Source organism: Vibrio marinisediminis, from assembly GCF_014050145.1.
GTDB classification, from domain to species: domain Bacteria; phylum Pseudomonadota; class Gammaproteobacteria; order Enterobacterales; family Vibrionaceae; genus Vibrio; species Vibrio marinisediminis.
Map to the genome: position 1 here is coordinate 87970 of NZ_JACFYF010000012.1, position 26463 is coordinate 114432.

Genomic DNA, 26463 nt, shown 5'->3' on the forward strand with positions numbered 1-26463 from the left:
CGTTTGTTTAACAATTAAACAAGCATCCAGACAGAAAAGAAGACCAGTTTGATGTCAAATACACCATTTATCGGCGAAGTTTCTAAGCGTAGAACGTTCGCGATTATCTCTCACCCGGATGCGGGTAAAACCACCATTACAGAAAAAGTTCTGTTGTTCGGAAACGCGATCCAGAAAGCGGGTACAGTAAAAGGTCGTGGCTCTAACCAGCACGCGAAATCTGACTGGATGGAGATGGAAAAAGAACGTGGCATCTCGGTAACAACGTCTGTGATGCAGTTCCCATACAACGATTGCCTAGTCAATCTATTGGATACTCCGGGACACGAAGACTTCTCGGAAGATACCTACCGTACACTAACGGCTGTTGACTCATGTCTAATGGTTATCGATGCGGCGAAAGGTGTCGAAGATCGTACTCGTAAGTTGATGGAAGTTACCCGTCTACGTGATACACCAATCGTGACGTTCATGAACAAACTTGACCGTGACGTACGCGATCCAATGGAAGTATTGGACGAAGTAGAAAACGAACTGGGTATGATGTGTGCACCGATCACTTGGCCAATTGGCTGTGGTAAAGAGTTTAAAGGTGTTTACCACATTCACCGTGACGAAACGATTCTGTATGAATCAGGTCATGGTCATGAAATCCAAGAAGTTCGCATCATTAAGGGCTTAGATAACCCTGAGTTAGATGAGCAAGTTGGTGCTGATCTTGCGGCTAGCGTACGTGAAGAGCTTGAGTTAGTGATGGGAGCTTGCCCAGAGTTTGACCTAGAGTCATTCCTCGTTGGCGAACTAACACCTGTTTACTTTGGTACAGCACTAGGTAACTTTGGTGTGGACCACATGCTTGATGGCTTGACCCAGTGGGCACCAATGCCAAAAACTCGCCAAGCAGTCGAGCGTGAAGTCGAAGCAACAGAAGATAAGTTCTCAGGCTTTGTCTTTAAGATCCAAGCAAACATGGACCCAAAGCACCGCGACCGTATCGCGTTCATGCGTATTGTATCGGGTACTTACACCCAAGGCATGAAGATGAACCACGTGCGTCTTGGTAAGCAAGTGAGCATCTCAGACGCAGTAACGTTCATGGCAGGTGACCGTTCACGTGCAGAAAACGCTTATGCGGGTGATATTATTGGTCTGCATAACCACGGTACAATTCAAATTGGTGATACTTTCACTCAAGGTGAAGCACTGAAGTTCTCTGGTATTCCAAACTTTGCGCCAGAACTGTTCCGTCGTATTCGCCTTAAAGATCCATTGAAGCAGAAGCAGCTACTAAAAGGTCTAGTACAGCTTTCAGAAGAAGGTGCCGTACAGGTATTCCGCCCACTGCAAAACAACGATCTAATCGTAGGTGCCGTTGGTGTGCTTCAGTTTGACGTAGTCGTGGCTCGCTTGAAGTCAGAATACAACGTAGAAGCGATCTACGAAGGTGTAAACGTTGCAACCGCACGCTGGGTCGAGTGTAGCGATGGTAAAAAACTGGATGAGTTCCAGCGTAAGAACCAAGCAAACCTAGCTCTTGATGGTGGTGACAACCTAAGCTACATCGCGCCAACGATGGTTAACCTGAATTTAGCGCAAGAGCGTTTTCCAGAGGTTGTGTTCCGCGCGACTCGCGAACACTAATATTCTTCGTATTTGGTGTGATAGCGGCGTTGACGTCGTTAACTCACACCAATCACATAGTTGTCTATGTTCATGGCGATGAGCGAACTTGTCGCCTTGCTCTGACACCAATTACTTTGAATATCACGGTTGGTAGGTGAAAGTGCCTAGCCATAGCATCAACTATGTAGAATATGTTGTGAAATGCCGATGGCGATGAGTGAACTTGTTGCCTTGCTCTGACACCAACTACTTTGAATATCACGGTTGGTAGGTGAAAGTGCCTAGCCATAACATCAACTATGTAGAATATGTTGTGAAATGCCGATGGCGATGAGTGAACTTGTTGCCTTGATCTGATAGCAACTACTTTGAATATATCAGTAGATATGGAGTAGGGTGTTTAGTGGTTTAGCTACGATCGCGATTGAGTTGAAAATATTGAGATAATAAAAATGCCACTTCAATGAAGTGGCATTTTTGTATTTGGAATTTGAAGTGTTAATTACTTCTTCTTAGTCGCTTTCTTTTTGCTTTTTGCTGCTGACTTTTTCTTGTCGTCTTTTTTCTTCTTCTTAATCACTGGTTTTTTGTGTTTAGGACGAAGTTCTTTAACGAAACGCTCTTTAATGTCTTCTTTTACATAACGAGCCACGCGATCGAGCATTGCTTGGTCATGTGCTTCAACAAGAGAGACAGCATTGCCTTTCTTACCTGCACGAGCAGTACGACCGATACGGTGTAGGTAAACATCGGCACTGCGTGGCATGTCGAAATTGATTACATGACTTACGTCAGGTAAGTCGATACCACGTGCAGCAACATCAGTCGCAAGCAGTACGTTTACGGTACCATCACGGAAGCGTGCGATCGCATTGTTACGGCGATCTTGAGGCATTTCACCTTGGATCCAAGAACAAGGTATTTGCGCTCTTTCTAACTCGGTTCGCAGATCAGCAAGACGCTCACGAGTTTTCAAGAAGATAATTGAACGCTCAGCTTGCTCAGTAATGATCACTTTAAGCAGCGCCAGTTTGTGTTCCATGCTGTCCGCGCGGTGATACCACTGAGTGATCTTCTTGCGCTCACGGCGAGAAGGCTCTGAATCGATATTTGCTGGATTTTTCAGTAGATCGGCGGTGAAGCCTTCAACACCTTTACCTTCTAGCGTTGCTGAGAAAAGTAGCGTTTGTTTGCGCCAGCGACACTCGGTAGAAAGACGGTCAACGGTTGGACCAAAGCCCATATCGAGCATACGGTCAGCTTCGTCAAGGATCAGCCATTCAATTGCACGGCAATCAAAACGTTCTGCTCTGATGTATTCCATCAAACGACCTGGTGTTGCAACTACGATATCTTGCGTTGTCGCCAGAATATCGGCGTGTTCTTGGTATTGAACGCCACCTGTGATAGTGAAAATATTTAGCTTAGTATTTTTTGCTAGTGCACGAGCTTGGTCGGCAACTTGCATTGCTAATTCACGTGTTGGAGTCAGGATCAATACGCGTGCAGGCCCAGGCTTACGACGAGGGAAATCTTGCAAAAATTGCAGCGCAGGTAGAACGAACGCGGCCGTTTTACCAGTACCAGTTGGCGCTGAAGCTAGAATATCTCGACCTTCCAATGCTTGAGGAATCGCTTGAGCTTGCACTTCTGTTGGGCGCTCAAAGCCCATATCTTCGATAGCGCTAAGCAGGTTTGGATCTAAATCGAGGTCTGCAAAATTCTTGATCACAGTTAGTTCTCCACAAGCCATTCGGCGAGATTGAAAAGATGAGAGGCAGATATATTACGTAGCCCAAAATGGGCTAAGACAAAAATTAGACCGCATAGTATAGTTGTATTGGTGATAAGGATCACACCTTATTTCTACATCTTTAAATAAAAGTCTTTCGTCAGGGCGATAAAGCCTTCGCTATAGCCGAGTTTATCACGAATTGTCAGCTGTTGAGGTTGGCATTGGCTCTCTTGTTTGCTTAATTCAATCAGCAGCCTGTTTTCAGCTTTTGTCTCGGTTGGTTTGATTCGGCACAGGCGAGAAACAAAAAAGCCAAGCTGTTGAGCAAGTGTGATGAAAGCTTCACCTTCAACCACCGGTAAAATAAAACTGGCTCTCCCTTGCTCATTGAGCAGTGACTGGCAGCATTGCAGTAGTGCTTGATGGCTCAAACTATCAGTATGTCGGGCTGTTGCACGTTGTTTTGATTGCGATTGCTCGCCGCTGTTGAAATATGGTGGGTTACAGATGATGCCATCAAATTCGCCCAAATCAGTGGCAGTAAGAATATCAGCCAACTCCACACGTATCCGTTGTGACCAAGGTGAATTGAGAACGTTTAATTGTGCAGCAGCAGTGGCATTTGTATCGATGTCGACGGCGTGGATATCCATTTCCAATTTACGTTGAGCACACATCAAGGCTAGCAAGCCTGTTCCTGTGCCAATATCTAAAATTCGTTTAATGTCCGTTAAATCAATCCAAGCGCCCAAGAGCACCCCATCGGTGCTGACGGGCATACCACATTGCCCGCCATTTATCGCGAATTTTTTGAACTGAAAATTCTTAGTATTTTGTAAATTGTTGCTCATTTAATATCCGGTTATTGGTTGATATTCGAGTTGCTTAAACCGTTGTAGATTAGTTGTGTAAAATTATTCTCTATATATCACTATTTTTGTTAATGAATTTATTGGCTGTTTATTCTGATTTATTATTTTAACTTGGTGTTTATGACTGGTTTTCTGCTTGCTGTATAAATTTATATGGTGTTTTTTGCTTTGCTGTTGCGAACAGATGAGTATTTGGTCATTATTCTGCTCTAAATTTGATAGTTCAGAGGGTGATTTTACCCATCTGAGCAGACACAACATCCATCAGTAGAAGAAAAAGGTCATTCTGTGAAGCAGTCGTTAAAATTAACAGATATTACAGCGTTAGGCTTTATGCTTTTCGCCTTCTTTTTAGGTGCTGGTAACATCATCTTCCCTCCACTAGCTGGTCAATTAGCAGGGGAAAATGTACTTCCAGCGATGATTGGTTTCTTATTGACAGCAGTAGGTCTTCCTCTTGTTACCATTATTGCTATCGCTGTCGCTGGTGGTTCTTGGGGCAAGCTAACTCAAGATTTACCAGTGAAAGCAGCCACAATCATGTCGGTATTGATTTTCATCATTATCGGTCCTGCATTCGCGGCACCACGTACAGGGCTTGTTGCGTATGAAATGGCGGTTAAGCCGTTCTTTGCTCACGCAGACCAAATTCACTTAACAATTTTCTCAATTGTATTCTTTGTGATTGCCATGTCGTTTTCATGGTCACAAGGCAAGTTGATTGATGTGATCGGTAAAGTTCTGACACCGGTACTATTCATTGGTCTGATTGTTCTTGCTGGCGCAGTATTTTTCTTCCCACAAGGTGAGATCATTGCAGCTCAAGGCGAATACCTAACGCACCCACTACAAAAGGGTTTTCTTGAAGGCTACAACACCATGGACACCTTTGGTGCTTTGATGTTTGGTGTACTGATTGTAGATGCATTGCGTGGTAAAGGTATTATTGAACAAAAGGCAACAACTAAATACCTTATCTGTGCGGGTTTAATTGCGGCGGTTGGTCTAATGTTTGTTTACGTTTCATTATTCTACCTAGGTGCGACTAGCTCTGTTGTTGCTGCTGGTGCGGATAACGGTGGCGTGATTTTAAGCCTGTATGTTCAAGCGCTATTCGGTTCTTATGGTCAAGTCGTTCTGACTATTATTGTACTGCTAGCTTGTTTGACTACCGCAATTGGTTTGATTTCAGCATGTTCGGATTACTTTAGCTCACTAACGTCGATTTCTTATAAGAAATGGGTTGTGATTAATGGTGTTGCTTGTGCGGTAGTTGCCAACGTTGGTTTGTCACAGCTGATTGCTTTGTCTGTTCCAGTGTTATTTGCGCTATACCCTGTGGCAATCGCACTTGTTGTGTTGACGTTCCTACGTAACAAACTGCCAAACCCACGTATTGCTTACCGCAGTGTCATTTTGGTTTCACTGGTATTCGCCTTGGTTGATGCGGCGAAAGTTGCCGGTGTTGATGTGTCAGCATTTAATGTATTACCACTGTTTGATGTCGGCATGGGCTGGTTGTTGCCAACGGTAGCTGCGATGATCTGTGTATTCTTTATTGGTAAATCAGAACAGCCAACTCTGGCAGAAGATGCGGCATAATTCGCTGTAAAACATCGATGAAAATCCCTCGTGATGCTTAGCATGACGGGGGGTTTTTTTATCTTAAGCGGCTCTTAGTGCTGGCAAAAAAATTTCCTGTATCTCTGTCACACTTTTCAGTACAATTCCTCGGTTAAATTCTACTCATAAATATTGAGCAAGCATGTTTGAAATCAATCCTATTAAAAACCGTCTTCAGGACGTGTCTGAGCGCACGAAAGTCCTGAGGGGGTATCTTTGACTATGACGCTAAACAAGAGCGTCTAGAAGAAGTAAACGCAGAACTAGAGCAACCTGATGTATGGAACGAACCTGAGCGTGCACAAGCGTTAGGTAAAGAGCGTGCCGCATTGGAAGCTGTTGTCGAAACGATCAATCAACTTGAGCAAGGCGTCGAAGACGTTGAAGGTCTTTTAGAACTTGCTGTTGAAGAAGAAGATCAAGAGACGTTCGATGAAATAGAACCAGAACTTGCAGAGCTTGAATCTAAGCTAGGTAAACTTGAGTTCCGTCGTATGTTCTCTGGTGATCATGATGCTTCTGATTGCTACATTGACTTGCAATCTGGCTCTGGTGGTACGGAAGCGCAAGATTGGACTTCAATCATGTTGCGTATGTACCTACGCTGGGCTGAAGCGAAAGGCTTTAAGACGGAAGTGATCGAAGTATCAGAAGGCGAAGTGGCTGGCTTAAAAGGCGCGACGGTTAAGATCTCTGGTGAGTACGCTTATGGTTGGTTACGCACTGAAACTGGTGTTCACCGTTTAGTTCGTAAGTCGCCGTTTGACTCAAGTGGTCGTCGTCACACCTCGTTTGCTTCTGCGTTTATCTACCCAGAAATTGATGACAACATCACGATTGATATTAACCCATCTGATCTTCGTATTGATGTTTACCGCGCTTCCGGTGCGGGTGGTCAGCACGTAAACACCACAGAATCGGCGGTTCGTATTACGCACGTACCGACCAATACCGTGGTTCAGTGTCAAAACGACCGTTCTCAGCATAAGAACAAGGATCAAGCAATGAAGCAGCTACGTGCTAAGCTTTTTGAGCTTGAAATCCAAAAACAAAATGCTGAAAAACAAGCGAATGAAGATACCAAATCAGACATTGGCTGGGGTAGCCAGATCCGCTCTTACGTTCTGGATGACTCGCGTATTAAAGATTTACGTACTGGCGTTGAAAACCGTAATACTCAAGCGGTTCTTGACGGCGATCTAGACAAATTTATTGAAGCTAGCCTGAAATCAGGCTTGTAAGCTTTTCACCGACTAAAAACAGGATACATCGAAAATGACTGATGTTGTTCAAAACGAATCTGTACAAGAAGCTTCTACACAAGAAGAGAATAAGCTAATTGCTGAACGCCGTGCGAAACTGGATGCTATCCGTAAGAGCTGCAAAGCAAACGGTCATCCAAATGATTTCCGTCGTGATGCTATCGCGGAAGATCTACAAAAAGAGTTCGGTGAAAAGACGAAGGAAGAGCTAGAAGCACTTAACCATGTTGTTGCTATCGCTGGTCGTATCATGGCTAAGCGTGGTCCATTCCTAGTTATCCAAGAAACATCTGGTAGCATTCAAGCGTACGCAGATAAAAATGTACAAAAAGTATTGAAAGAGCAATACCAAGGTCTTGATATCGGTGACATCATCGGTGTTAAAGGTGCGCTGCACAAATCTGGTAAAGGCGATCTATACGTAAATATGGAAGAGTACGAATTGCTAACTAAGGCACTTCGTCCACTACCAGAAAAATTCCACGGTCTAACAGACCAAGAGATGCGTTACCGTCAACGTTACGTTGACCTAATCGTGAACGAAGACTCACGTAACGCGTTCAAAGTACGCTCTAAGTTGGTTTCTGCTATCCGTCGCTTTATGGAATCAAAAAGCTTCATGGAAGTTGAAACGCCAATGATGCAAGTGATCCCTGGCGGTGCGTCTGCTCGTCCATTTATCACTCACCACAATGCATTGGATCAACAAATGTTCCTACGTATTGCTCCTGAGCTGTACTTGAAGCGTTTGGTTGTCGGTGGTTTTGAGCGTGTATTCGAGATCAACCGTAACTTCCGTAACGAAGGTCTATCGCCACGTCACAACCCTGAATTCACGATGATCGAATTCTACATGGCGTACGCAGATTACAAAGATCTAATGGACCTAACGGAAGAGATGCTAAGTACTGTGGCTCTAGAAATTCTAGGTGCAACAGCAATGCCTTACGGCGACCAAATGGTTGAGTTTGGTGGTCAGTATGCTCGTATGACGATGTTGGATGCGATCAAACACTACAATCCAGACCACGCTGAAATCCAAGCTCTAACAGAGGAAGGTGTTCAGGATCGTGAGCTGATGGTATCTATCGCCAAATCACTGGATATCTACGTTGAGAAGTTCTGGACTTGTGGTCAGCTGCTAGAAGAGATCTTTGGTGAAACTGCTGAACCTAAACTTATTCAGCCGACTTTCATCACTGGCTACCCAGCAGACATTTCGCCACTAGCTCGTCGTAGTGATGACAACCCATTCTTTACCGATCGCTTTGAGTTCTTCATTGGTGGTCGTGAAGTAGCGAATGGCTTCTCTGAGCTTAACGATGCAGAAGACCAAGATGCACGCTTTAAGTCTCAAGTTGATGCGAAAGACGCTGGCGACGATGAAGCAATGTTCTACGATGCAGACTACATTACTGCGCTAGAGCATGGTCTACCGCCTACAGCAGGTCAAGGTATTGGTATTGACCGCCTAGCGATGCTATTCACCAATACGCATACAATCCGCGACGTGATCCTATTCCCAGCAATGCGCCCACAAGCGCAATAAGCTTTGAAATGACCAACAAAACCACCTTCGGGTGGTTTTTTTTCGCCCGCTTTTTGCGTAAATAGAAAGGTGTTCATCATAAAATGCTTTAGTTGCTTTGCTTTTCAGCAAATATATTTAGTTAACAATTAATACATTTCAGGAAAATATGGTGTATCAATCGCATATTAATCCAATGTATTGATTGATTATCAGCTAGTCTTATAAATGAGACAGATTATTAACGTAGGCTCTTATAGTGTAGCAACTCTGTTGATGTGCTCTTAGTGGCACAGATAATTATAAAATATCAGTATAAGGGAGAAGCTTAATGGGTGGTCAATTCCGAATGGATTCTGTCCCGGGTTCATTAATCGTAGTGGGTGGTAGCTACGAACCATGGCTTTCCGTACTTGAGCAGGTGGGGTGGCGTTGCACCCAATGCGCAGATTTGCGCAAAGCGAACACTTTGTTTTCAGAAACGGGTCCATGCATCGGCGTAGTAGATCTGAGTCATGATGAGTTTAGTTTGAATGGTATCGCTAATCTTGTTAGCACTCATAAGCAAGTTCGATGGATCGCATTCATACGCGAGTCACAGCTCAGCTCTGATACTATTTGCCAATTTATCGTTAACTTTTGTGTCGACTTTTTCACTGCTCCGATTCCAGATGCACAGCTTTTGAGTACGATTGGACACCAACTTGGTATGCTTAAGTTGGAGAAAAAAGTGTGGCCGCATTACGGCAATAACAATGATATGGGGTTGATCGGTGAATCTATCCCAATGAAGCGACTGCGTGATCAGATCAAACGTATTGGTCCAACTGATGTCAGCATTTTGATTTATGGTGAAAGCGGTACTGGTAAAGAGACGGTTGCGAAAGCAGTACATAAAACGTCAGCACGAGCACACAAAGAATTCATCTCAGTAAATTGCCGAGCGCTATCTGAACGACGCATTGAAAGTGACCTGTTTGGTATCAATCGAGAGGATGAAGAAGTCCCGTCGCTCTTAGAACAGGCTGATGGTGGCACATTACTTCTCAATGACATTCTAACGCTACCTAAATCTCAGCAGCTGAATCTACTTCGCTTTCTGCAAGAAGGCACCATAGAGGGCGCTAACGGCATAAAAGAGGTGGATGTACGTGTATTGGCAGCAAATTCGGCTGATATTGAGAAAGCACTGATAGATGGTGACTTCAACGAAGAGCTTTATCATTACATCAATGTGCTACGGATCAATGTGCCAAGCTTGAAAGAAAGAGCGGGTGACATTGCGATACTGGCGCGTCACTTCTTATTGGATTATTCAAGAGAGTACAATGCTCAAGCCCGTAGCTTCACCGAAGATGCGGTAAGATCATTAACTCGTTACCATTGGCCGGGCAATGTGCGTGAGCTGATGAATCAAATTAAGCGCGTTGTTCTCATGTCTGACAGTGTTATGCTGGATGAGATGAGTCTAGACTTACCTAAGCGTAGCGACGGCAAGCGAAGCCTGAAAAGTATTCGTGAGCGCAGTGAACGTGATGCTTTATTATTGGTGCTTGAATCTAACGCAGGACAAGTCTCTATGGCGGCAAAAGAGCTCGGTGTATCAAGAGCGACTATGTACCGATTGTTAAATAAGCACAATTTGATATCAGACAGTACGGTTTAATCGCATAAAGCGTCATACGAAAGCCATGGTTTATGCCATGGCTCTTCTGTTTTTGTGCATTGATAAAACAGAGTGAGCCGAAATGAACTGAAGAGTGTCAGCGCTAGTTGTTCTCTAGTAAGCCAGCTTCGTTTAGTAAGACTCTTAATTGTTCGGCACGCTTACGGTTGACGCCAAAATCTGAGTAACCCACTCTAGATTCGGAACGGACGATCAACTGGCTTCCTTTGATTTCCAGTTCGAGATCATCGACAAATCGCATAATTTTACTGGTGCACTCAATACGTAAATAACTGTTCTCTTGTGTTGCGGTTTTTGCTCCAGGCAGTTGCAAGGCAACCTGCTCAACTTGATCGATAGTCACATCGTTTTTTAAGTTAAAGGGGGCGATTTGAAAATCTTCTCGGCTATCGAGAGTTGATACACAGTTGGGTTTATCTGCACAGATCTGGTCGACTTTATTTACCATGACTCTATTTCCTTGGCTACATCCTGAAAGCATGAGTGCTATGGCTAAAACTGCGAAAGGTGCTTTCATTGTGAACATCCATTTGCTTAAGTGAGTGGTGAGGTTTTGATTGGGGTAAATACTCTATACGCAACTATAGTTAAAATGATCACGATAACCAATAGTGTCGCGGTTGTGTTTGTTGTTTTCGTGAAATAGCGGTTTGATTTTTTTCGAGCGTGATGACGAAATTAGACCAATAAAAAAGACCAGCACAAAGCTGGTCAATTTAAATGGAAGCAAAGCAGGCGAGAAGTGGTAGCTTCTCACCTTTTAGTATTATGCGGATAGCATTAATGAGCTGGCCTTCGCTTCTAGGTTGGTCCCGCCCATCAAATACTCATCGACAGCGCGAGCACATTCACGACCTTCATTGATACAGCGTACCACCAAAGATTGACCTGTACGCATGTCACCGGCAGCAAATACACCTGCTTGACTAGTAGCAAAGCCAGTCGTTGCGACATTACCACGCTCGTCTAATGCAATATCAAGCTGAGCGAGCACACCGTGAGGTTCTGGGTGTAAGAAGCCCATCGCAAGGAATGCCATATCACACGGGATCACTCGCTCACTGCCTTCGACTTCTTTGAAGTTAGGACGTTCACCAGCTTTAGGCTCATCCCATACGATGTCGGCAAGGCGTAGACCGGTCACTTCACCTTGGTCGTTAGCGATGAACTCTTTGGTTAAGATGTTCCAGTGACGATCAACACCTTCTTCATGTGATGTAGAGGTGCGCATGATCATTGGGTATTGAGGCCAAGGCATATTGACTGGACGTTGCTCTGGCGGGATAGGCATGATCTCAACTTGAGTAATGCTTGCTGCGCCATGTCGGTTAGAAGTACCGACACAGTCAGAGCCTGTATCACCACCACCGATCACTACCACGTGTTTTCCTTTTGCATGGATCTCTTCAGTTTTCAGATCCATATCGTTAGCACGGCGGTTGTTCTGCGCTAAGAACTGCATCGCAAAGTAAACGCCTTTGTGCTCACGTCCTGGTACAGGAAGATCGCGTGGCACCGTAGAGCCGCCAGTTAGCAGAACGACATCAAATTCTTGACGCAGTTGCTGTGCATTGACGTCGACACCTATGTGTTGATTAACTTTAAATTCAACGCCAGCTTCTGCCATCAAATTGATCTTACGGTCAATGATGTTCATGCCAAGTTTGAAATCTGGAATACCAAAGCGAAGTAGACCGCCAACTTTTTCATCACGCTCAAATACCGTTACTGAGTGACCAGCACTATTGAGCTGCTCAGCGGCTGACAGACCTGCCGGACCTGAGCCAATGATCGCTACAGTTTTACCAGTGCGAGTGCGCGGCGTTTTTGGTTTGGCGTATCCTTCACGGTACGCCGTCTCAACGATGGTTTTCTCAATATTACAGATAGTGATTGGATCTTGGTTGATACCCAATACACAGGCGCTTTCACAAGGCGCAGGACAAACTCGACCAGTAAACTCTGGGAAGTTATTGGTTGAGCTAAGAATGTTCCATGCCTCTTCCCAACTATCACGATACACTGCATCGTTAAACTCTGGGATGATGTTGCCAATTGGGCAGCCGTTATGACAAAACGGCACGCCACAGTCCATACAACGAGAGGCTTGGTCGTTGATTTTTTCGCCAAACTCCTCGTTTAAAACAAACTCTTTGTTGTTCTTAATGCGTTCTGCTGGGTCGATTTTCTGCGGGAGTTCACGACCATGCTCTAAAAATCCAGTAGGCTTACCCATTACACTGCCTCCGCTTCTTTCTGTTGTGCCTCTTCCTTGCGCTTTTGAAGTACAGCTTTGTAATCACGTGGCATTACTTTCACCATGCTTTCTAAGCTAGTTTCAAAATTGTCTAGGAATGACTGAGCCACTTCACTTCCTGTGAACTGAACATGCTTGTTGAGCATGTCGAGTAGTAGGTCTTTGTCTTCTTGCTCGATTGGGTCTAGGTCAACCAGTTCAGGGTTCAGCTTCGACTCAAAGTCACCTGATTTATCCCAAACATAAGCCACACCGCCACTCATACCAGCAGCAAAGTTACGACCTGTAGAGCCAAGAATGATTGCCGCGCCGCCAGTCATGTATTCACAACCGTGGTCACCGACACCTTCAACAACCACTTTCGCGCCAGAGTTACGTACACAGAAACGTTCGCCCGCAAGACCGCGGATGAAAGATTCACCAGACGTAGCACCGTAGAAACATACGTTACCAACCACAATATTGTCTTCGGCAACAATGCTGGATTTCGAGTTAGGGTAGAGTACTAGCGTACCGCCAGAGAGACCTTTACCCCAGTAGTCATTTGCATCACCTTCTACTTCGAACTTCACGCCCTTAGCGAGGAATGCACCGAATGACTGACCAGCAGAACCATTGAACTTAACATTCATTGGTTGTGGCAGACCTTGAGCCTTATACACCTTCGAGATCTCATTCGACAACATGGTACCCGCAGAACGGTCTGTATTGACGATAGGGAATTCAGCGTTAACGGCTTCACCTTTCTCTAGTGCAGGAATCGCGGCTTGGATAAGCTTGCGATCGAGTACCGATTCTAGGTTGTGATTTTGCTGTGTCTGACAGAATACACCGTCGGCTTCACGCGCCTCTTCAACATGCAGAACAGGTGATAGATCAAGGTTCTTATATTTCCAATGCGACACATCTTGGCGTACTTTCAGTTTCTTACCTTGACCGACCATCTCTTCAATTGAGTGGAAGCCAAGCTCTGCCATGATTTCACGTAGACCTTCAGCCATGTATTGGAAGAAGGTTACGACATCTTCTACGCGACCATCGAAGCGCTCACGTAGAGTTTTGTTTTGTGTCGCGATACCAACAGGGCAGGTATTCTTATGACACTTACGCATCATGATACAACCTTCAACCACAAGCGCTGCGGTTGCCACGCCCCATTCTTCTGCACCCAGCAGAGTGGCGATAGCAAGATCGCGAGGTGTCTTCATCTGACCATCTGCTTGAACAACGATACGGTTACGTAGACCATTTTTCAGTAGCGTTTGGTGAGTTTCAGCCAGACCAAGCTCCCAAGGCAGACCGGTGTGGCGAATAGAAGAAAGTGGTGATGCGCCTGTACCGCCATCGAAACCGGCGATAAGTACCACATCAGCCTTCGCTTTAGCGACACCTGATGCGATGGTACCCACACCCGCTTCTGATACCAACTTAACGTTGACACGACCTGCGCGGTTAGCATTCTTCAGATCGTAGATCAGCTGAGCCAAATCTTCGATTGAGTAGATGTCGTGGTGCGGTGGTGGTGAAATCAGACCAACCCCAGGAGTCGAGTGACGTGTTGCGCCGATCCAATCGTCGACCTTATCGCCCGGAAGCTGACCACCTTCACCTGGTTTCGCGCCCTGAGCCATCTTGATTTGAAGCTCGTCTGCGTTAGTTAGGTAGTATGAAGTGACACCAAATCGACCTGAAGCCACCTGCTTGATAGCACTGCGTTCCCAGTCACCGTTTTCTTTGCGCTCGAAACGGGCAGGGTCTTCACCACCTTCACCAGAGTTTGATTTACCGCCAAGGCGGTTCATCGCAACAGCAAGCGTTGAGTGTGCTTCGTGAGAAATAGAACCAAACGACATGGCACCCGTTGCAAAACGCTTCACGATGCTATCGATTGACTCAACTTGATCTAGTGGGATTGAGCCAGCAGGATTCTTGATAAACTCAAGCTGACTACGCAATGTAACGGCGTTATCGCCTTGCTTATCAACCGCTGCCGCATACTGTTTGAATTGGGCGTAGTCTTTGTTACGCGTTGATTCTTGCAGTAATGAGATAGTTTCAGGGTTAAAGAGGTGTTTTTCACCACGTTGTTTCCATTGGTAAACCCCGCCCACATCCAGTACTTGCACTGGAATTTCACGTTGCGGGTAACCAATGCGGTGACGAACTAATACTTCTTTAGCGATGTCATCAAGGGTCAAACCTTGGATACGAGAAACCGTTCCCGTGAAGTACTTATCAACCACAGACTTGTGAATACCAAGCGCTTCAAAGATCTGCGCGCCATGGTATGACTGCAGCGTAGAAATCCCCATCTTAGAGAAGATCTTAAGCAGTCCGCCATTTACCGCGTTGCGGTAGTTGTTGAACAGATCGCGTGGATTCGCTTCTGGATCCAACTTCTTAGTACGCTGAAGATCAACGATCGTTTCGGTCACTAAGTAAGGGTTCACTGCGTTAGCACCGTAACCCAATAGGGTTGCAAAGTGGTGCGTTTCACGGGCATCAGCGGTTTCTACCACTATGTCACATTTCGCTCGTAGACCTTTGCGAATAAGGTGGTGGTGTACCGCGCCTACCGCGAGCATCGCAGGGATGGCTGCGTGGTTCGAGTTTACGGCACGGTCAGTCAGTAGGATGATTGAGTAGCCATCAATCACCGCGTCTTCCGCGTACTGACAAATACGCTTTAGCGCGCGCTCAAGCTTGCCTTGATCTTCATTGGCTTGGAATACGATATCTAGCGTCTTCGCTTGTAGGTGCTCGTTATCGATAGCACGCAGTTTTTCAAGTTCAGCGTTCGCCAGTACTGGTGATTCCAATTCAACTTTTTGACAATGAAGCGGCGTCTCAGTTAGTAGATTCTGATCCTTACCTAGGTAAGTATTCAGTGACATAACCATACGTTCACGGATCGGGTCGATCGGTGGGTTGGTTACCTGAGCAAATAGCTGTTTAAAGTAGTTTGATAGATGCTGAGATTGATGCGACAGAACCGCTAGAGGCCAGTCGGCACCCATAGCAGAAAGTGGCTCTTTACCATCATTTGCCATCGGTACGATGACTTCGTTGACCTCTTCAGAGCTGACGCCAAAAGCTTGCTGACGGTGCAATAGACGCTCTGGAGAAGGTTGACTAAATTGGTTGCTCGCATCAGGTAGCTTTTTCAAGCTAAGTAGATTTTCTTCTACCCACTTTTCATATGGCTGGGCATTGGCGATAGAGTCTTTCACTTCTTCATCAGAGATGATGCGACCTTGCTCTAAGTCAGCGACGAAGATACGACCTGGTTGTAAACGACCACGGAATTCAACGTTCTCAGGTGCGATATCGACCACGCCTGACTCTGAAGCCATTACCAAGAAGTCATCTTTGGTGACTGTGTAGCGAGAAGGGCGCAGACCATTTCGGTCTAGTGTCGCACCCACTTGAACACCATCGGTGAAACAGACAGAGGCAGGACCATCCCATGGTTCCATAACGTTGGCGTGGTATTGATAAAACGCGCGACGTTTGGCTTCCATGTTTTTGTTTTCTTGCCATGCTTCAGGGATCATCATCATTAAGGCATGTGGCAAACTACGACCAGAAAGCACTAGGAGTTCAAGCGCCATGTCGAAGTTAGATGAATCTGAGCTGCCTTCTTGACAGATAGGCAGTAGCATGTCGATTTCAGCTTGGGTGAATAATTCTGACTCTAGAATGGCTTCACGCGCTTTCATCCAGTTTAAGTTGCCGCGAACGGTGTTAATTTCACCATTGTGCGCAATGTAACGGAAAGGCTGTGCTAAGCGCCATTTCGGGAAGGTGTTGGTTGAGAAGCGAGAGTGAACCAGTGCTAGCGCCGTTACCATGGTTGGGTTTTGCAGATCCAAGAAGTACTGAGGTACTTGTTCTGTGGTTAGCTGACCTTTATACACCAAGGTTTTGTATGACATTGAGTTGATGTAAAAATCATCACCAATGTTCGACACGCTTTCTAGACATACGCGGACAGTGTAGTTACGCAGTACATACAGTTTACGCTCAAGCTCTTCTGGTGACATGCCAGGGCCGCCAGTAATAAAGACATGCTCAAATTGCGGTTCAGTGCTCAGTGGGTCGGCACCGATCATTGAGTTGTCCGTTGGCAGTACACGGTAACCGATGACTTCAAGGTCGAGGCGTTTTGCATTGCGTTCTAGAATGTCGCGGCATTGTGCTCTTTTGTGTTGGTCTTTCGGAAAAAGAACCACACCAACACCGTATTTTTCAAAAGAAGGCAGCTTGATGCCAAGCTTCACCGCTTCTTCTAAAAGAAATTCGTGAGGTTTTTGAAGTAGAATACCTGCACCGTCACCGCTGCAAGGGTCACAACCCTGACCGCCACGGTGCTCCATACGTGCAAGCATATCAAGGGCCTGAGTCACTACTGCGTGTGATTTACGGTTTTTTAGGTGAGCAACAAAACCGATACCACAAGCGTCGTGTTCCAATTCAGGAGTGTACAGACCTTGGGTGCTCTGCTCTCTATCTACCATAGATACATCCTTCCAATCTAATTCGGACGCACTGTCGTTAAGCGAACTTAATCGCGCGTCACTTCCTTTTATAGTTTGATTCGCACCTGATCGAGGTTGTTCAGGTTTGATTCCCTTCTTTTCTCACAGGAAAAATGTTGCGAGAAAGACAATCCTTGGTGATATCCAATTAACAGCATCACTTTTGTAGTGATTTATATAGGTGGGATTTGTCTATCACCGATTTCCTTGCCGATTATTTTGTAATTAGCGATAACGCTTAGCAAGTGAGATCTGTAAGTATCCTACAATTTACTCGGGTTAAAATGCAATCAAAAGTCAGCCTTGTTGCGCAATTTTTTCGCGCGTTAAATGGGTTTTATGTTTATTTTTTGCTTAAATTTTAGCTTGAAGCACGTGTTTTTGAATGTTTATTGATTTGTGATAGGGATCAAAAAGGTGGTTCTGGTTAGATCGCAGGCGTTAAATAAAGGCAAATCGTGTAATCTAATTACATGAATCTTAATGGTTTACATTCTCATTAGTGGTTGAAGATGCAATTACACGAACTCGTTAATACAATCGGTCAAGATTTACATCGTCGTTATGGCGAGAAGGTACATAAACTGACACTACACGGTGGATTTAGCTGTCCAAACCGTGACGGAACGATTGGGCGAGGTGGCTGTACATTTTGTAATGTGGCTTCCTTTGTTGATGAAGAAACTCAAATTAAAAGTATTCAAGAACAGTTGAATGACCGAGCTGGAGAAATTAAGCGAGCCAAAAAATACCTCGCCTACTTTCAAGCGTACACCAGCACATATGGTGAAGTACAAGTTTTGAAAAACATGTACGAAGAAGCGTTGAAGGCTGCCGATATTGTTGGCTTGTGTGTTGGAACGCGACCTGACTGTGTACCAGACGCGGTGCTCGATCTCCTTTCTGGTTATGTGGAGCAAGGCTATGAAATATGGCTTGAGCTTGGTTTGCAAACCGCCAACAACGACACTCTTAAACGAATTAACCGTGGTCATGATTTTGAGTGCTACGCCGAAATAACACAACGTGCTCGTGCTCTCGGCATTAAGGTCTGTACTCACCTTATTGTCGGTTTACCACGAGAAACTCGTGAAGATAATGTACGTACGATGCAGCAAGTATTAGCAGTAGGTACCGACGGTATTAAACTGCATGGTTTGCATATTGTTGAAGGTAGCACCATGGCCAAAGCATGGCGTGCAGGCAGGCTTGAAGCGCCAGAGTTAGAAGAATACGTGAGTATTGCCAGTGAGCTAATTCGCATGACACCTGCTGACATTATTTACCATCGAGTCTCTTCTGCGGCACGACGCCCTACATTACTTTCGCCACTTTGGTGCGAGAACCGTTGGTTAGCAATGACAGAAATAGGTCGAGCATTAAATCGCGATGGCGCTCAAGGTTCATTAACTGCGAAAACGTTTCACTACATTAAGCCTTGATTTGTTAAGATATATTTTATAGAAACTGCTATCTTTTAGCGAATGCCAAGCCAGAGATAATAAGCCTGTATGATTGATAAGTCGGAAAGTTGGATATTTGAGTCTATCCATCTTCATGGATTCGAACTGCTTTTGGCGGTTGTTCTATTAGTCATCATGGGGCAGATGTACCTTCGTTTTCATCGACAAATCAAAAGACTGATTGAAGATGCGCCAGTACCAATGATGTTGGTAGAGAGCAAGTCGGGCAATCTTCTCATCTCTAACCCTGTTGCAACGCGTGTGCTGGGCGTTCGCCGAGTTGGGCGCTATTACTTGTTACCGGGTACGCTTAATCAATCTTTCGTGCTAGAGCTCATGGCACATTTTTCTACCCAGAACTCCGCGGCTTATCGAATTGATTGGCCGCTTTCAGCCAACCAAACGATTCGAGTTGAAGTTTCGGGGCGTCCAACGATGTACCGTGGTAGACCATGTTGGCTTTTTTACTTAACCCCTTATCAGCCCAGCATCGATGAAGTGATGGAGCAAGTTCATTCTCTCTCGGTGATTAAAAGTGCTTTTGAAAACCTATCAGAACTGATTTTCGTAAAAGGTCAAAATGGTGAGAAGCTCTTTACCAATCGAGCATTTGATCGCTTTTGGGGTGATCGATTTGATGAAGGGATGAATGAAATATCAGGTGTGCTCAAAGGTCGTGCTTCTCACCGTCACTGGACTGTTGATCTGTTTGGACGCAGTTGTTTACTAGAGACTCATCAAAGCCTGCTAATGTCTCCACAAGGTGAGACATTAGGCATGCTTGGCATTAGTCACGATGTGACAGATTGGCATGATATTCAGCGTAACCTTCGTGATGAGATGGATAAACGCCGTGATATGGAGGTGGCGCTTGCTCAACGTGAAACGATTCTGCAGAACATCTTAGAAGCTAGTCCTGATTCAATTGGCATTTTCAATGAAAATATGGTCTACCAAGCGTGTAACCAGCCTTTCGTAAAAACTTTAGGTATTTCAGATGTAAATGACCTTATTGGTCAGCGCTTGCAAGATGTCGTTCCTAATGACGTCTATCAACGACTCTCCAAGAGTGATGGCAAAGTCTTAACAGAAGAAGTGTCATTGCGTTACGTTGATCAAGTTGTGCACAGCAACGGAGAAACGACATGGTATGACGTGGTCAAATCCCCATTTCGCGACCCAACCTCAGGAACCAACGGTGTGTTGGTGATGGCAAGGGATGTGTCGGAGCGATATCTTGCAGCAAAGCAATTGGAAGAGGCGAATCAAGAGTTGGAACGATTGAGTTTTATTGATGGTCTCACTCAAATATCCAATCGTCGCCGCTTTGATGAGCAATTGGATTTACTTTGGCATATTCATATCCGAGAACAACAACCGTTAACGGTAATGTTGTGTGATATCGATTATTTTAAAGGCTTCAACGATCTCTATGGGCATCAGCAAGGCGATGAAGCGTTGATCTGTGTGGCGCAGGCATTTCGGAATGTGATTACTCGCTCGAGTGATTGTGTTGCTCGATATGGTGGCGAAGAATTTGCTTTTATTCTACCGAATACCACGCGACAAGGTGCTCTGGTTATCGCACAACGAATTCATGCTGAAGTGAGTCAGTTATCTATTCCCCATCAAGGGTCTGAAGTGAGCGAATGTATCACTGTTAGTATCGGTGTGGCTTCCTTCATCCCAGAGTCAACTCACAATGCTGATGTTCTTGTTTCTCAGGCCGACACAGCTTTGTATCAAGCGAAAGCAAATGGTCGCAATCAAACCAGCATACATCACACATCCAGTAATTAGACCTATAGCTAGTGGGGATTTCTTAGCTGTGATTTGTGAAAGCAGGTAAACTATCCTGATAATTCGTCACATATTATTCTAAATTTAGCAGCTGAAATTCGTGACGATGGCTGCTGCTTTTTCTCGCCTGGAGCGCTCAATGAAACCCATCAAGAACCTGGCTCAATACTATGTCGACTTGCTCGTCAAACTTGGTATTTTGCGATTCTCCATACTTCTTGCTCTTGCTCTTATCTCTGTCGCCGTAGTGGTACAAGTTGGAATCACCTTGTTTCTCAGCGGTCACGTTGATGATATCGATATTGTTCGTTCAGTTTTCTTTGGCTTAGTGATCACCCCATGGGCGGTTTACTTTCTTTCGGTTGTGGTCGATCAATTAGAAGAATCTCGCCAACGATTATCAAAGATGGTTTCTAAGCTCAAAGTGATGCGCTCACGCGACCAAGAACTGAATCAACAGCTACAACTGAATATAGAAAAGCTCAATCAAGAGATTGAAGACCGAGTCAAGGCGGAAGAAGGGCGTGAAGAGGCAATGAAAGATCTCGAAAACGAGGTTTATCAGCGCGAACGTACTCAGATGGAATTGGCAGAGCGTACGGCATTGTTGCGTTCTTTTATCGATGCTTCTCCCGATCTTATTTACTACCGCAATGCAGAAGGGATCTTCTCTGGTTGTAACCGAGCAATGGAAGAGTTGACTGGTAAAAATGAATCACAATTAGTGGGTTTAACGCCGTGGGAGGTATATAGCAAAGAGGTCGCTCAACAAATTGTTGAAACAGACGAAGAGGTCTTTACTGATAACCACGCAATCACTTACGAACAGTGGCTTGAATACCCAGATGGACGAAAAATTTACTTTGAACTACGTAAAGTACCGCTTTATAGCAAAGAAGGGCGTCATCTCGGACTGGTTGGCTTTGGACGCGATATTACGGAACGTAAGCGTCATGAAGAGTCATTAGAGAAAGCCAGTCGTGATAAAACCACCTTTATATCGACCATTAGCCATGAACTAAGAACACCACTCAATGGCATTGTTGGTTTGAGCCGAATGCTACTTGATACCCCAATGACTGATGAACAACGTAAGCATATGCAAACCATCAACGTCAGCGCCATTACATTGGGTAATATCTTCAACGACATCATCGATATGGACAAGTTTGATCGTCGTAAATTAGAGCTTTATCCTGCACCACTTAATTTTGAAGAGTTTGTGGTTGAAACGGAAAGCATCGCTGCGCTAATGGCAGAACAAAAAGGACTAAGGTTTGACCTTGAACGCTTAAATGACTTACCAACGGTGATCAGTGCCGATGCAACGCGTCTGCGCCAAGTTTTGTGGAACCTGATCAGTAACGCCATGAAATTCACCAAAGAGGGTGGCGTGATATTGTCGGTGAGCTCATTGATAGAGGACGGCTTCGCTCATATTACCTTGGAAGTCGAAGATTCTGGCGTGGGCATTCCGGAGTCTGAACTCGATAAGATTTTTGCAATGTACTACCAAGTGAAATCTGGGAAAGATAACCTACATGCGGTGGGTACAGGTATCGGCTTGGCGGTATCAAAGCAGTTAATTGAAATGATGCATGGCGATATCACGGTGAGCAGTGAAGAAGGGTTTGGAAGTACCTTTACCGTGACGATTTGTGTACCTGTAGCGGAAGAGGCTGAAATTGCGAAAGTCGAACTTCAGCCATCTGAGCAGCAACTTAACATCTTTATGGTGGAAGATATTGAGCTTAACATCACGGTTGCTCGCTCGTTGCTTGAGAGTATGGGGCATGAAGTAACCGTGGCCATGACCGGAAAAGAAGCGATTGAAATGTTCGATCCTGATCTTTACGACTTGGTCTTTCTCGATATCCAATTACCCGACATGACGGGGTTTGATGTGGCGATTTACTATCGTGAACATTACCCGCATTTACCTCCTTTGGTAGCATTGACGGCAAACGTTATTAAGAACAAACAAGAATACTATGAGCAAGGCATGGATGAGGCGATTAGCAAACCGCTTTCGGTAATGGCTGTACAAGAAGTGATAGCACTCTTTAGCACACACGAGCCTGAACAACCCATGCCACATTTGCCAGAACCTCAGCATGTGGTAGACCATGAAGAGGTTTATCACTCGATCCTCGATTTAGACATGCTAGATTCTTATGTAGGGATTGTGGGCACGAAGCCTGTCCTAGAAAGCATTAAGATGTTTGAAGAGATGATGCCTGGTTATATTGAATTGCTCGATTCCAATATGGTCGCGAAAGACCAAGACGGGATTGTTTCTGAAGCGCATAAAATAAAAGGAGCGGCAGGCTCGATAGGATTGAAACATATTCAAAGTGTCGCGCAGCAAGCTCAATCGCCTGAACAACCGGCTTGGTGGGAAAATATTGATGATTGGGTTGATGAAATTAAGAAAGAATATCAAAGTGATATTCAGGTACTTAAAGATTGGTTAGCACAGAGGTAATACTATGAAAAAACTCGCGATTGTTTCACTAACTCTTGCCTTACTCGCCGGGTGTGCTTCACCACAAGTGGGTTGGGATCAAGATGAGAAAGTCATTATTAATGATGCGCCAATTCAGTTAACCAGCAATCTTTGGTTAAATAAAATGCCAACAATTGGGGAGTTGCAAGAGCAGAGCTTACACGGCGCGCTTAACTTAGAATCTTCCCGGTCGTTACCAGCGGATATTACAGTAGAGAGTGTCTCGCTTCGTCAAGGTGATGATGTTTGGATTATCGACGGTGATGATTTGGAAATTCGCACTCACGATGAAAATCAGTGGGAAGTGGTGTTTGCTTGGCAGTTTGAATTAGACCCAAACAAAACAGTTGATGTGGCATTGCAGTTGAATCACCAAGATAGCCTCAACTGGTTGGTTGAAAAACAAGTGCTGATTGACACTGTTTACTAAAACTATCTATTTGAATTTTAAGCCAGCTTTTCTAAGCTGGCTTTTTTATATTTTAAACAAATGTAATGATGGTTATATATTTCCAAGAGGAATATCTTATAAATTTAGTGATTGTAGGGTTTAATTTAGGTTAAACGTTTGTTTTTATTTTTTATGCTAATTAGTGGTTGAATAATAATCTGTGTTGCTTAGAATTTAACCATGAGTTCAAGCTCATACATCACACCAATTTGGATTAAATTTTTGTTAGGAGGCGCACAATGAAACAGTTCAATGTCATTCAAACCACGTGTACCTCTGCCGATCCCATCGCAACCTGGAGCGTCGCTCCTTGTTTTGCCAACGATATGGCCGATCGCAAATCTAAACACGCAAATATTTAATCCGTAACCTCTTTTTAATTGGCTGCGGAAAAAGGCAGCTGATTAAGTTTTCAATACGATTCTTCTGATTTGTTGACCTTTTTCCCCAGCATTACTATCAACTGGAGAAAACCATGAGTCATTCAATTTACCTAAAACTAGCCACCGTATTAGTCAAAGCTGATCTACGCCGTGAAGAGCGAGCTTGGTTGCGTAAAGTTCGTCGCAGTGCACATGAGATCCCATGGCAAAATGAACACTTATTGCGCGATATTGGCTTGGATAAAGAAGGGCGTCCACTCGGTAATAGCCTTGCACCTGAAGTAAAAGCCGAACGTCATATTCGCCATCTTCGTCGAGTTTTAACTTCGCGAATAGCAACGTAACGGGAGGGAGGGAAGAGAGTCTTCCCTCCCCCTAACATCTTATGGACAAGGATTGGAGTAAGTGGTCCCAATCGCTTGGAGCTCTTTTAATAATTCATCACTTAACTCAATAGAGATACTATCAATATTGGCTTTTAGCTGCTCCATCGTTGTTGCACCAATAATATTTGCCGCAACGAATGGACGCTGATTGATAAATGCCAACGCCATTTGAGCCGGATCGAGACCATGCTTATGCGCCAGATCGACATAAGCTTGTGTGGCTGCAATGCCTTGTGGCGTAAAATAACGTACAAAACGCTCGAACAAAGAACAGCGAGCACCTTCCGGTCTTTGACCATTAAGGTATTTGCCGCTTAGACAGCCGAAGGCGAGTGGCGAATACGCGAGTAACTCCACCCCTTCAAAGTGGCTGATTTCGGAAAGCCCGACTTCAAAACTGCGGTTCAGAAGGTTGTAGGGGTTCTGAATTGACACAATTCTCGGTAAGTCGTGCTTTTCAGCTAGTTTGAGTAAGTTCATCACTCCCCATGGGGTTTCATTTGAGACACCAATATAGCGAACTTTCCCTGTTTTGATTAATTCAGCCATCGCATCAAGTGTTTCAATCAAGGGCACATCTTGCTGTGAATCTGGGTATGGATAATTCAGTTGACCAAAGGTATTGGTTTCACGCTGGGGCCAATGGATTTGATAGAGATCGATGTAGTCAGTTTTTAATCGGGTCAAACTGTCATCAATTGCCTGATGGATATTACGCCTATCAAGCTTCATATCATTGCGAATATAGGGCACGTTCCTTGGACCTGCGACTTTGGTCGCTAAGATGACCTTTTCTCTTTTTCCGGACTTTTCTAGCCAGTTGCCGATGTGGCTCTCAGTAGCACCTTGTGTCTTGGGATTAGGTGGAACGGGGTACATCTCTGCGGTATCAATAAAATTCACCCCTCTTTCAAGAGCGTAGTCGAGCTGATGAAAGGCATCCTTTTGGGAGTTCTGCTCGCCAAATGTCATGGTACCTAAGCATATTTTACTGATTTCTAAACTGGAATGCGGGAGCTGGTGATATTTCATAGCACTTCCTTTTGGCATGAAAATGTACGGCTATTTCAACCTGGAGACCTAACCTTAGGGGATTACGTCATCAATATAAGCCAGATTTTATGCGTAATGGAAGTGATCAAAGCACCAATTTGAGCGTTGGATAGTGATAATAATAATCAAACTTACTGCTAAACTCAGTGTAGCTATATAGCTCATACGTTCAAATTCTTTGGGAGGAGATATGCATAGAAAGCAGTTAGATAAGTGGATACATGGCTTTCATAAAAAGAGTTATCAGCCACCGAAAGTCTTTGTGATTAGTTGCTCCGATCTGTCTCAATACTTATTGGCTGTCGAGTATAAGAACAAGTTGGAGCCAATCAGTGTGGATGGGCATCCCATTCATTTTGCTTCATTAGAGCAAGTGAAGGAGGAGTTGCACCGTTTAGATGTTGAGCGTGCTTATTTGCGCTTACACAACAGCTATGATGAGTTTGGTGTAGAAACGGAGCCTATGTATCATGATATTGAATTGACGTTAACCACTCACTAAGCGAAGTTGTTGGCTAGGATTCGTGCCGTAAATTGAGTTCTTAAATAGAACCCGCGAGGCAGCGTTTTGATTGGTTTTCCACTGGCACCGTAAGCTTCAGTGAGGGCGCGACTGTTAGCGGCTTTTGGGCGAAGTTGTAACACTTCTCCGTGTCGAGCGGTAATCTTTTCTATCTGACCTAATACAATCAGCTCCATGAGCTCTTCCCAATCCGCTTGCAACTGTTGATCTTCCTCTTCACTGGGTGACCAAATTAGGGGCGAGCCAACTCGGCGTTCAGCTAAAGGTATTTCTCGTTCTCCTTCTACTGGGATCCAAAGAACTCGAGATAGTTTGTTACGAACGTGGCTCTGCTGCCAAGTTAGTCCTTGCACACCGATTAAGGGAGCGACGCAGACAAACGTTGTCTCAAGTGGTTTACCATTGTAGCCAATCGGAATGGTTTTAAGTTCAATACCTAACTTTTCAAAATCTTGCTGTGGTTTACTGCCCGCTGTTGCGCCCAAATGCCACTCAAGTAACTGACCGACCCATCCTTTGTCTCGGCGCAAATCAGCAGGGATATCGATCTTCGCTTCTTCAGCAAGTTCTTGGAAAGTGAGCCCCGCGATCTCGGTGGCGCGCACTAGCAACTCTTGTTCTGATTTTGGTTCCGCTTTCATTAATAACACTTCTTAATCTCGTTATTGCTATTCTAACCTTATTTCATAAAAATTCGACCTGAGCAAAGATCGTACAGAGTGCTGAAAAGATCTTCATTAATAGGTTATCCACAGATATTGTCGCAAAAATAG

General features: G+C 44.7%; 18 protein-coding genes. 11 read left to right on the forward strand and 7 right to left on the reverse strand.

The window, feature by feature from the left end; genetic code table 11:
• The first annotated feature begins 51 nt into the window (after positions 1 to 51).
• Complete coding sequence (prfC, locus tag H2O73_RS16260; protein ID WP_182109979.1) at positions 52 to 1641, forward strand: peptide chain release factor 3; 1590 nt, start codon at positions 52 to 54, stop codon at positions 1639 to 1641.
• Positions 1642 to 2125: 484 nt separating this feature from the next.
• Here the strand turns inward: prfC and srmB are convergent, their stop codons facing one another.
• Both srmB and H2O73_RS16270 read right to left on the reverse strand, forming a co-directional pair.
• Positions 2126 to 3355, reverse strand: a complete 1230-nt coding sequence (srmB, locus tag H2O73_RS16265) for an ATP-dependent RNA helicase SrmB (protein ID WP_182109980.1) — start codon at positions 3353 to 3355, stop codon at positions 2126 to 2128.
• Positions 3356 to 3489: 134 nt separating this feature from the next.
• Positions 3490 to 4209 (reverse strand): tRNA1(Val) (adenine(37)-N6)-methyltransferase, encoded by a 720-nt coding sequence (locus H2O73_RS16270; protein ID WP_182109981.1) that lies wholly within the window; start codon positions 4207 to 4209, stop codon positions 3490 to 3492.
• 309 nt (positions 4210 to 4518) lie between these two features.
• Between H2O73_RS16270 and brnQ the strand changes: the two genes are divergently transcribed.
• From brnQ to vpsR, 4 genes are all read left to right on the forward strand, one after another.
• The gene (brnQ, locus tag H2O73_RS16275) at positions 4519 to 5832 is read left to right on the forward strand and encodes a branched-chain amino acid transport system II carrier protein (protein ID WP_182109982.1); all 1314 of its coding nucleotides are present in this window, start codon (positions 4519 to 4521) and stop codon (positions 5830 to 5832) included.
• Positions 5833 to 5995: 163 nt separating this feature from the next.
• Positions 5996 to 7094 (forward strand): peptide chain release factor 2 gene (gene prfB, locus H2O73_RS16280; protein ID WP_182109983.1). Its coding sequence is split into 2 segments (ribosomal slippage): positions 5996 to 6070 and positions 6072 to 7094, totalling 1098 coding nucleotides; the frame shifts between segments, so codons are not numbered across the junction.
• Between the two features lie 34 nt (positions 7095 to 7128).
• The gene (lysS, locus tag H2O73_RS16285) at positions 7129 to 8664 is read left to right on the forward strand and encodes a lysine--tRNA ligase (RefSeq protein WP_182109984.1); all 1536 of its coding nucleotides are present in this window, start codon (positions 7129 to 7131) and stop codon (positions 8662 to 8664) included.
• Positions 8665 to 8974: 310 nt separating this feature from the next.
• Complete coding sequence (vpsR, locus tag H2O73_RS16290) at positions 8975 to 10309, forward strand: cyclic-di-GMP-binding transcriptional regulator VpsR (protein ID WP_182109985.1); 1335 nt, start codon at positions 8975 to 8977, stop codon at positions 10307 to 10309.
• Between the two features lie 103 nt (positions 10310 to 10412).
• Here the strand turns inward: vpsR and H2O73_RS16295 are convergent, their stop codons facing one another.
• The 3 genes from H2O73_RS16295 to gltB all read right to left on the reverse strand — a co-directional run bounded on the left by H2O73_RS16295 (position 10413) and on the right by gltB (position 17104).
• Positions 10413 to 10847, reverse strand: a complete 435-nt coding sequence (locus H2O73_RS16295) for a DUF1499 domain-containing protein (RefSeq protein ID WP_182109986.1) — start codon at positions 10845 to 10847, stop codon at positions 10413 to 10415.
• Positions 10848 to 11096: 249 nt separating this feature from the next.
• Complete coding sequence (locus H2O73_RS16300; RefSeq protein ID WP_182109987.1) at positions 11097 to 12566, reverse strand: glutamate synthase subunit beta; 1470 nt, start codon at positions 12564 to 12566, stop codon at positions 11097 to 11099.
• Positions 12566 to 17104 carry a glutamate synthase large subunit gene (gltB, locus tag H2O73_RS16305; protein ID WP_182109988.1) on the reverse strand — a complete coding sequence of 1513 codons (4539 nt, stop codon included), beginning with the start codon at positions 17102 to 17104 and terminating at the stop codon, positions 12566 to 12568. The genes H2O73_RS16300 and gltB overlap by 1 nt, the downstream gene beginning before the upstream one ends.
• A 533-nt stretch (positions 17105 to 17637) precedes the next feature.
• On the opposite strand from gltB, the gene mnmL reads away from it, so the two are divergent.
• The 5 genes from mnmL (at position 17638) to H2O73_RS16330 (ending at position 24072) form a co-directional block, all read left to right on the forward strand.
• Positions 17638 to 18567 carry a tRNA modification radical SAM protein MnmL/YtqA gene (mnmL, locus tag H2O73_RS16310; RefSeq protein WP_182109989.1) on the forward strand — a complete coding sequence of 310 codons (930 nt, stop codon included), beginning with the start codon at positions 17638 to 17640 and terminating at the stop codon, positions 18565 to 18567.
• A 69-nt stretch (positions 18568 to 18636) separates the two neighbouring features.
• Positions 18637 to 20388: a sensor domain-containing diguanylate cyclase gene (locus tag H2O73_RS16315; RefSeq protein ID WP_182109990.1), complete on the forward strand. Its 1752-nt coding sequence runs from the start codon at positions 18637 to 18639 to the stop codon at positions 20386 to 20388.
• A gap of 139 nt (positions 20389 to 20527) precedes the next feature.
• Positions 20528 to 22873: an aerobic respiration two-component sensor histidine kinase ArcB gene (arcB, locus tag H2O73_RS16320; RefSeq protein WP_182109991.1), complete on the forward strand. Its 2346-nt coding sequence runs from the start codon at positions 20528 to 20530 to the stop codon at positions 22871 to 22873.
• Between the two features lie 4 nt (positions 22874 to 22877).
• On the forward strand, positions 22878 to 23324 hold the full coding sequence (locus tag H2O73_RS16325) for a putative periplasmic lipoprotein (RefSeq protein WP_182109992.1): 447 nt from the start codon (positions 22878 to 22880) through the stop codon (positions 23322 to 23324).
• A 496-nt stretch (positions 23325 to 23820) separates the two neighbouring features.
• Positions 23821 to 24072 carry a DUF1127 domain-containing protein gene (locus tag H2O73_RS16330; protein ID WP_182109993.1) on the forward strand — a complete coding sequence of 84 codons (252 nt, stop codon included), beginning with the start codon at positions 23821 to 23823 and terminating at the stop codon, positions 24070 to 24072.
• A gap of 39 nt (positions 24073 to 24111) precedes the next feature.
• On the opposite strand, the gene H2O73_RS16335 is transcribed toward H2O73_RS16330, so the two are convergent.
• A complete protein-coding gene (locus H2O73_RS16335) occupies positions 24112 to 25146 on the reverse strand; it encodes an NADP(H)-dependent aldo-keto reductase (protein ID WP_182109994.1) in 1035 nt (344 codons plus the stop codon).
• 211 nt (positions 25147 to 25357) lie between these two features.
• Here H2O73_RS16335 and H2O73_RS16340 point away from each other — a divergent pair, with 211 nt between their 5' ends.
• Entirely contained in the window at positions 25358 to 25669 is a 312-nt protein-coding gene (locus tag H2O73_RS16340) for a DUF6482 family protein (protein WP_182109995.1), read from the forward strand.
• On the opposite strand, the gene mutH is transcribed toward H2O73_RS16340, so the two are convergent.
• Complete coding sequence (gene mutH / locus H2O73_RS16345) at positions 25666 to 26331, reverse strand: DNA mismatch repair endonuclease MutH (RefSeq protein ID WP_182109996.1); 666 nt, start codon at positions 26329 to 26331, stop codon at positions 25666 to 25668. The genes H2O73_RS16340 and mutH overlap by 4 nt on opposite strands.
• Positions 26332 to 26463 lie beyond the last annotated feature (132 nt).

Bases quoted from the DNA above. Each gene is read 5' to 3' on its own strand.
- mnmL (WP_182109989.1), top strand. From the start codon at position 17,638: ATGCAATTACACGAACTCGTTAATACAATCGGTCAAGATTTACATCGT.
- H2O73_RS16330 (WP_182109993.1), top strand. From the start codon at position 23,821: ATGAGTCATTCAATTTACCTAAAACTAGCCACCGTATTAGTCAAAGCT.
- lysS (WP_182109984.1), top strand. From the start codon at position 7,129: ATGACTGATGTTGTTCAAAACGAATCTGTACAAGAAGCTTCTACACAA.
- H2O73_RS16295 (WP_182109986.1), bottom strand. From the start codon at position 10,847: ATGAAAGCACCTTTCGCAGTTTTAGCCATAGCACTCATGCTTTCAGGA.
- H2O73_RS16315 (WP_182109990.1), top strand. From the start codon at position 18,637: ATGATTGATAAGTCGGAAAGTTGGATATTTGAGTCTATCCATCTTCAT.
- gltB (WP_182109988.1), bottom strand. From the start codon at position 17,104: ATGGTAGATAGAGAGCAGAGCACCCAAGGTCTGTACACTCCTGAATTG.
- H2O73_RS16300 (WP_182109987.1), bottom strand. From the start codon at position 12,566: ATGGGTAAGCCTACTGGATTTTTAGAGCATGGTCGTGAACTCCCGCAG.
- H2O73_RS16340 (WP_182109995.1), top strand. From the start codon at position 25,358: ATGCATAGAAAGCAGTTAGATAAGTGGATACATGGCTTTCATAAAAAG.
- vpsR (WP_182109985.1), top strand. From the start codon at position 8,975: ATGGGTGGTCAATTCCGAATGGATTCTGTCCCGGGTTCATTAATCGTA.
- H2O73_RS16270 (WP_182109981.1), bottom strand. From the start codon at position 4,209: ATGAGCAACAATTTACAAAATACTAAGAATTTTCAGTTCAAAAAATTC.
- arcB (WP_182109991.1), top strand. From the start codon at position 20,528: ATGAAACCCATCAAGAACCTGGCTCAATACTATGTCGACTTGCTCGTC.
- mutH (WP_182109996.1), bottom strand. From the start codon at position 26,331: ATGAAAGCGGAACCAAAATCAGAACAAGAGTTGCTAGTGCGCGCCACC.
- H2O73_RS16325 (WP_182109992.1), top strand. From the start codon at position 22,878: ATGAAAAAACTCGCGATTGTTTCACTAACTCTTGCCTTACTCGCCGGG.
- prfC (WP_182109979.1), top strand. From the start codon at position 52: ATGTCAAATACACCATTTATCGGCGAAGTTTCTAAGCGTAGAACGTTC.
- H2O73_RS16335 (WP_182109994.1), bottom strand. From the start codon at position 25,146: ATGAAATATCACCAGCTCCCGCATTCCAGTTTAGAAATCAGTAAAATA.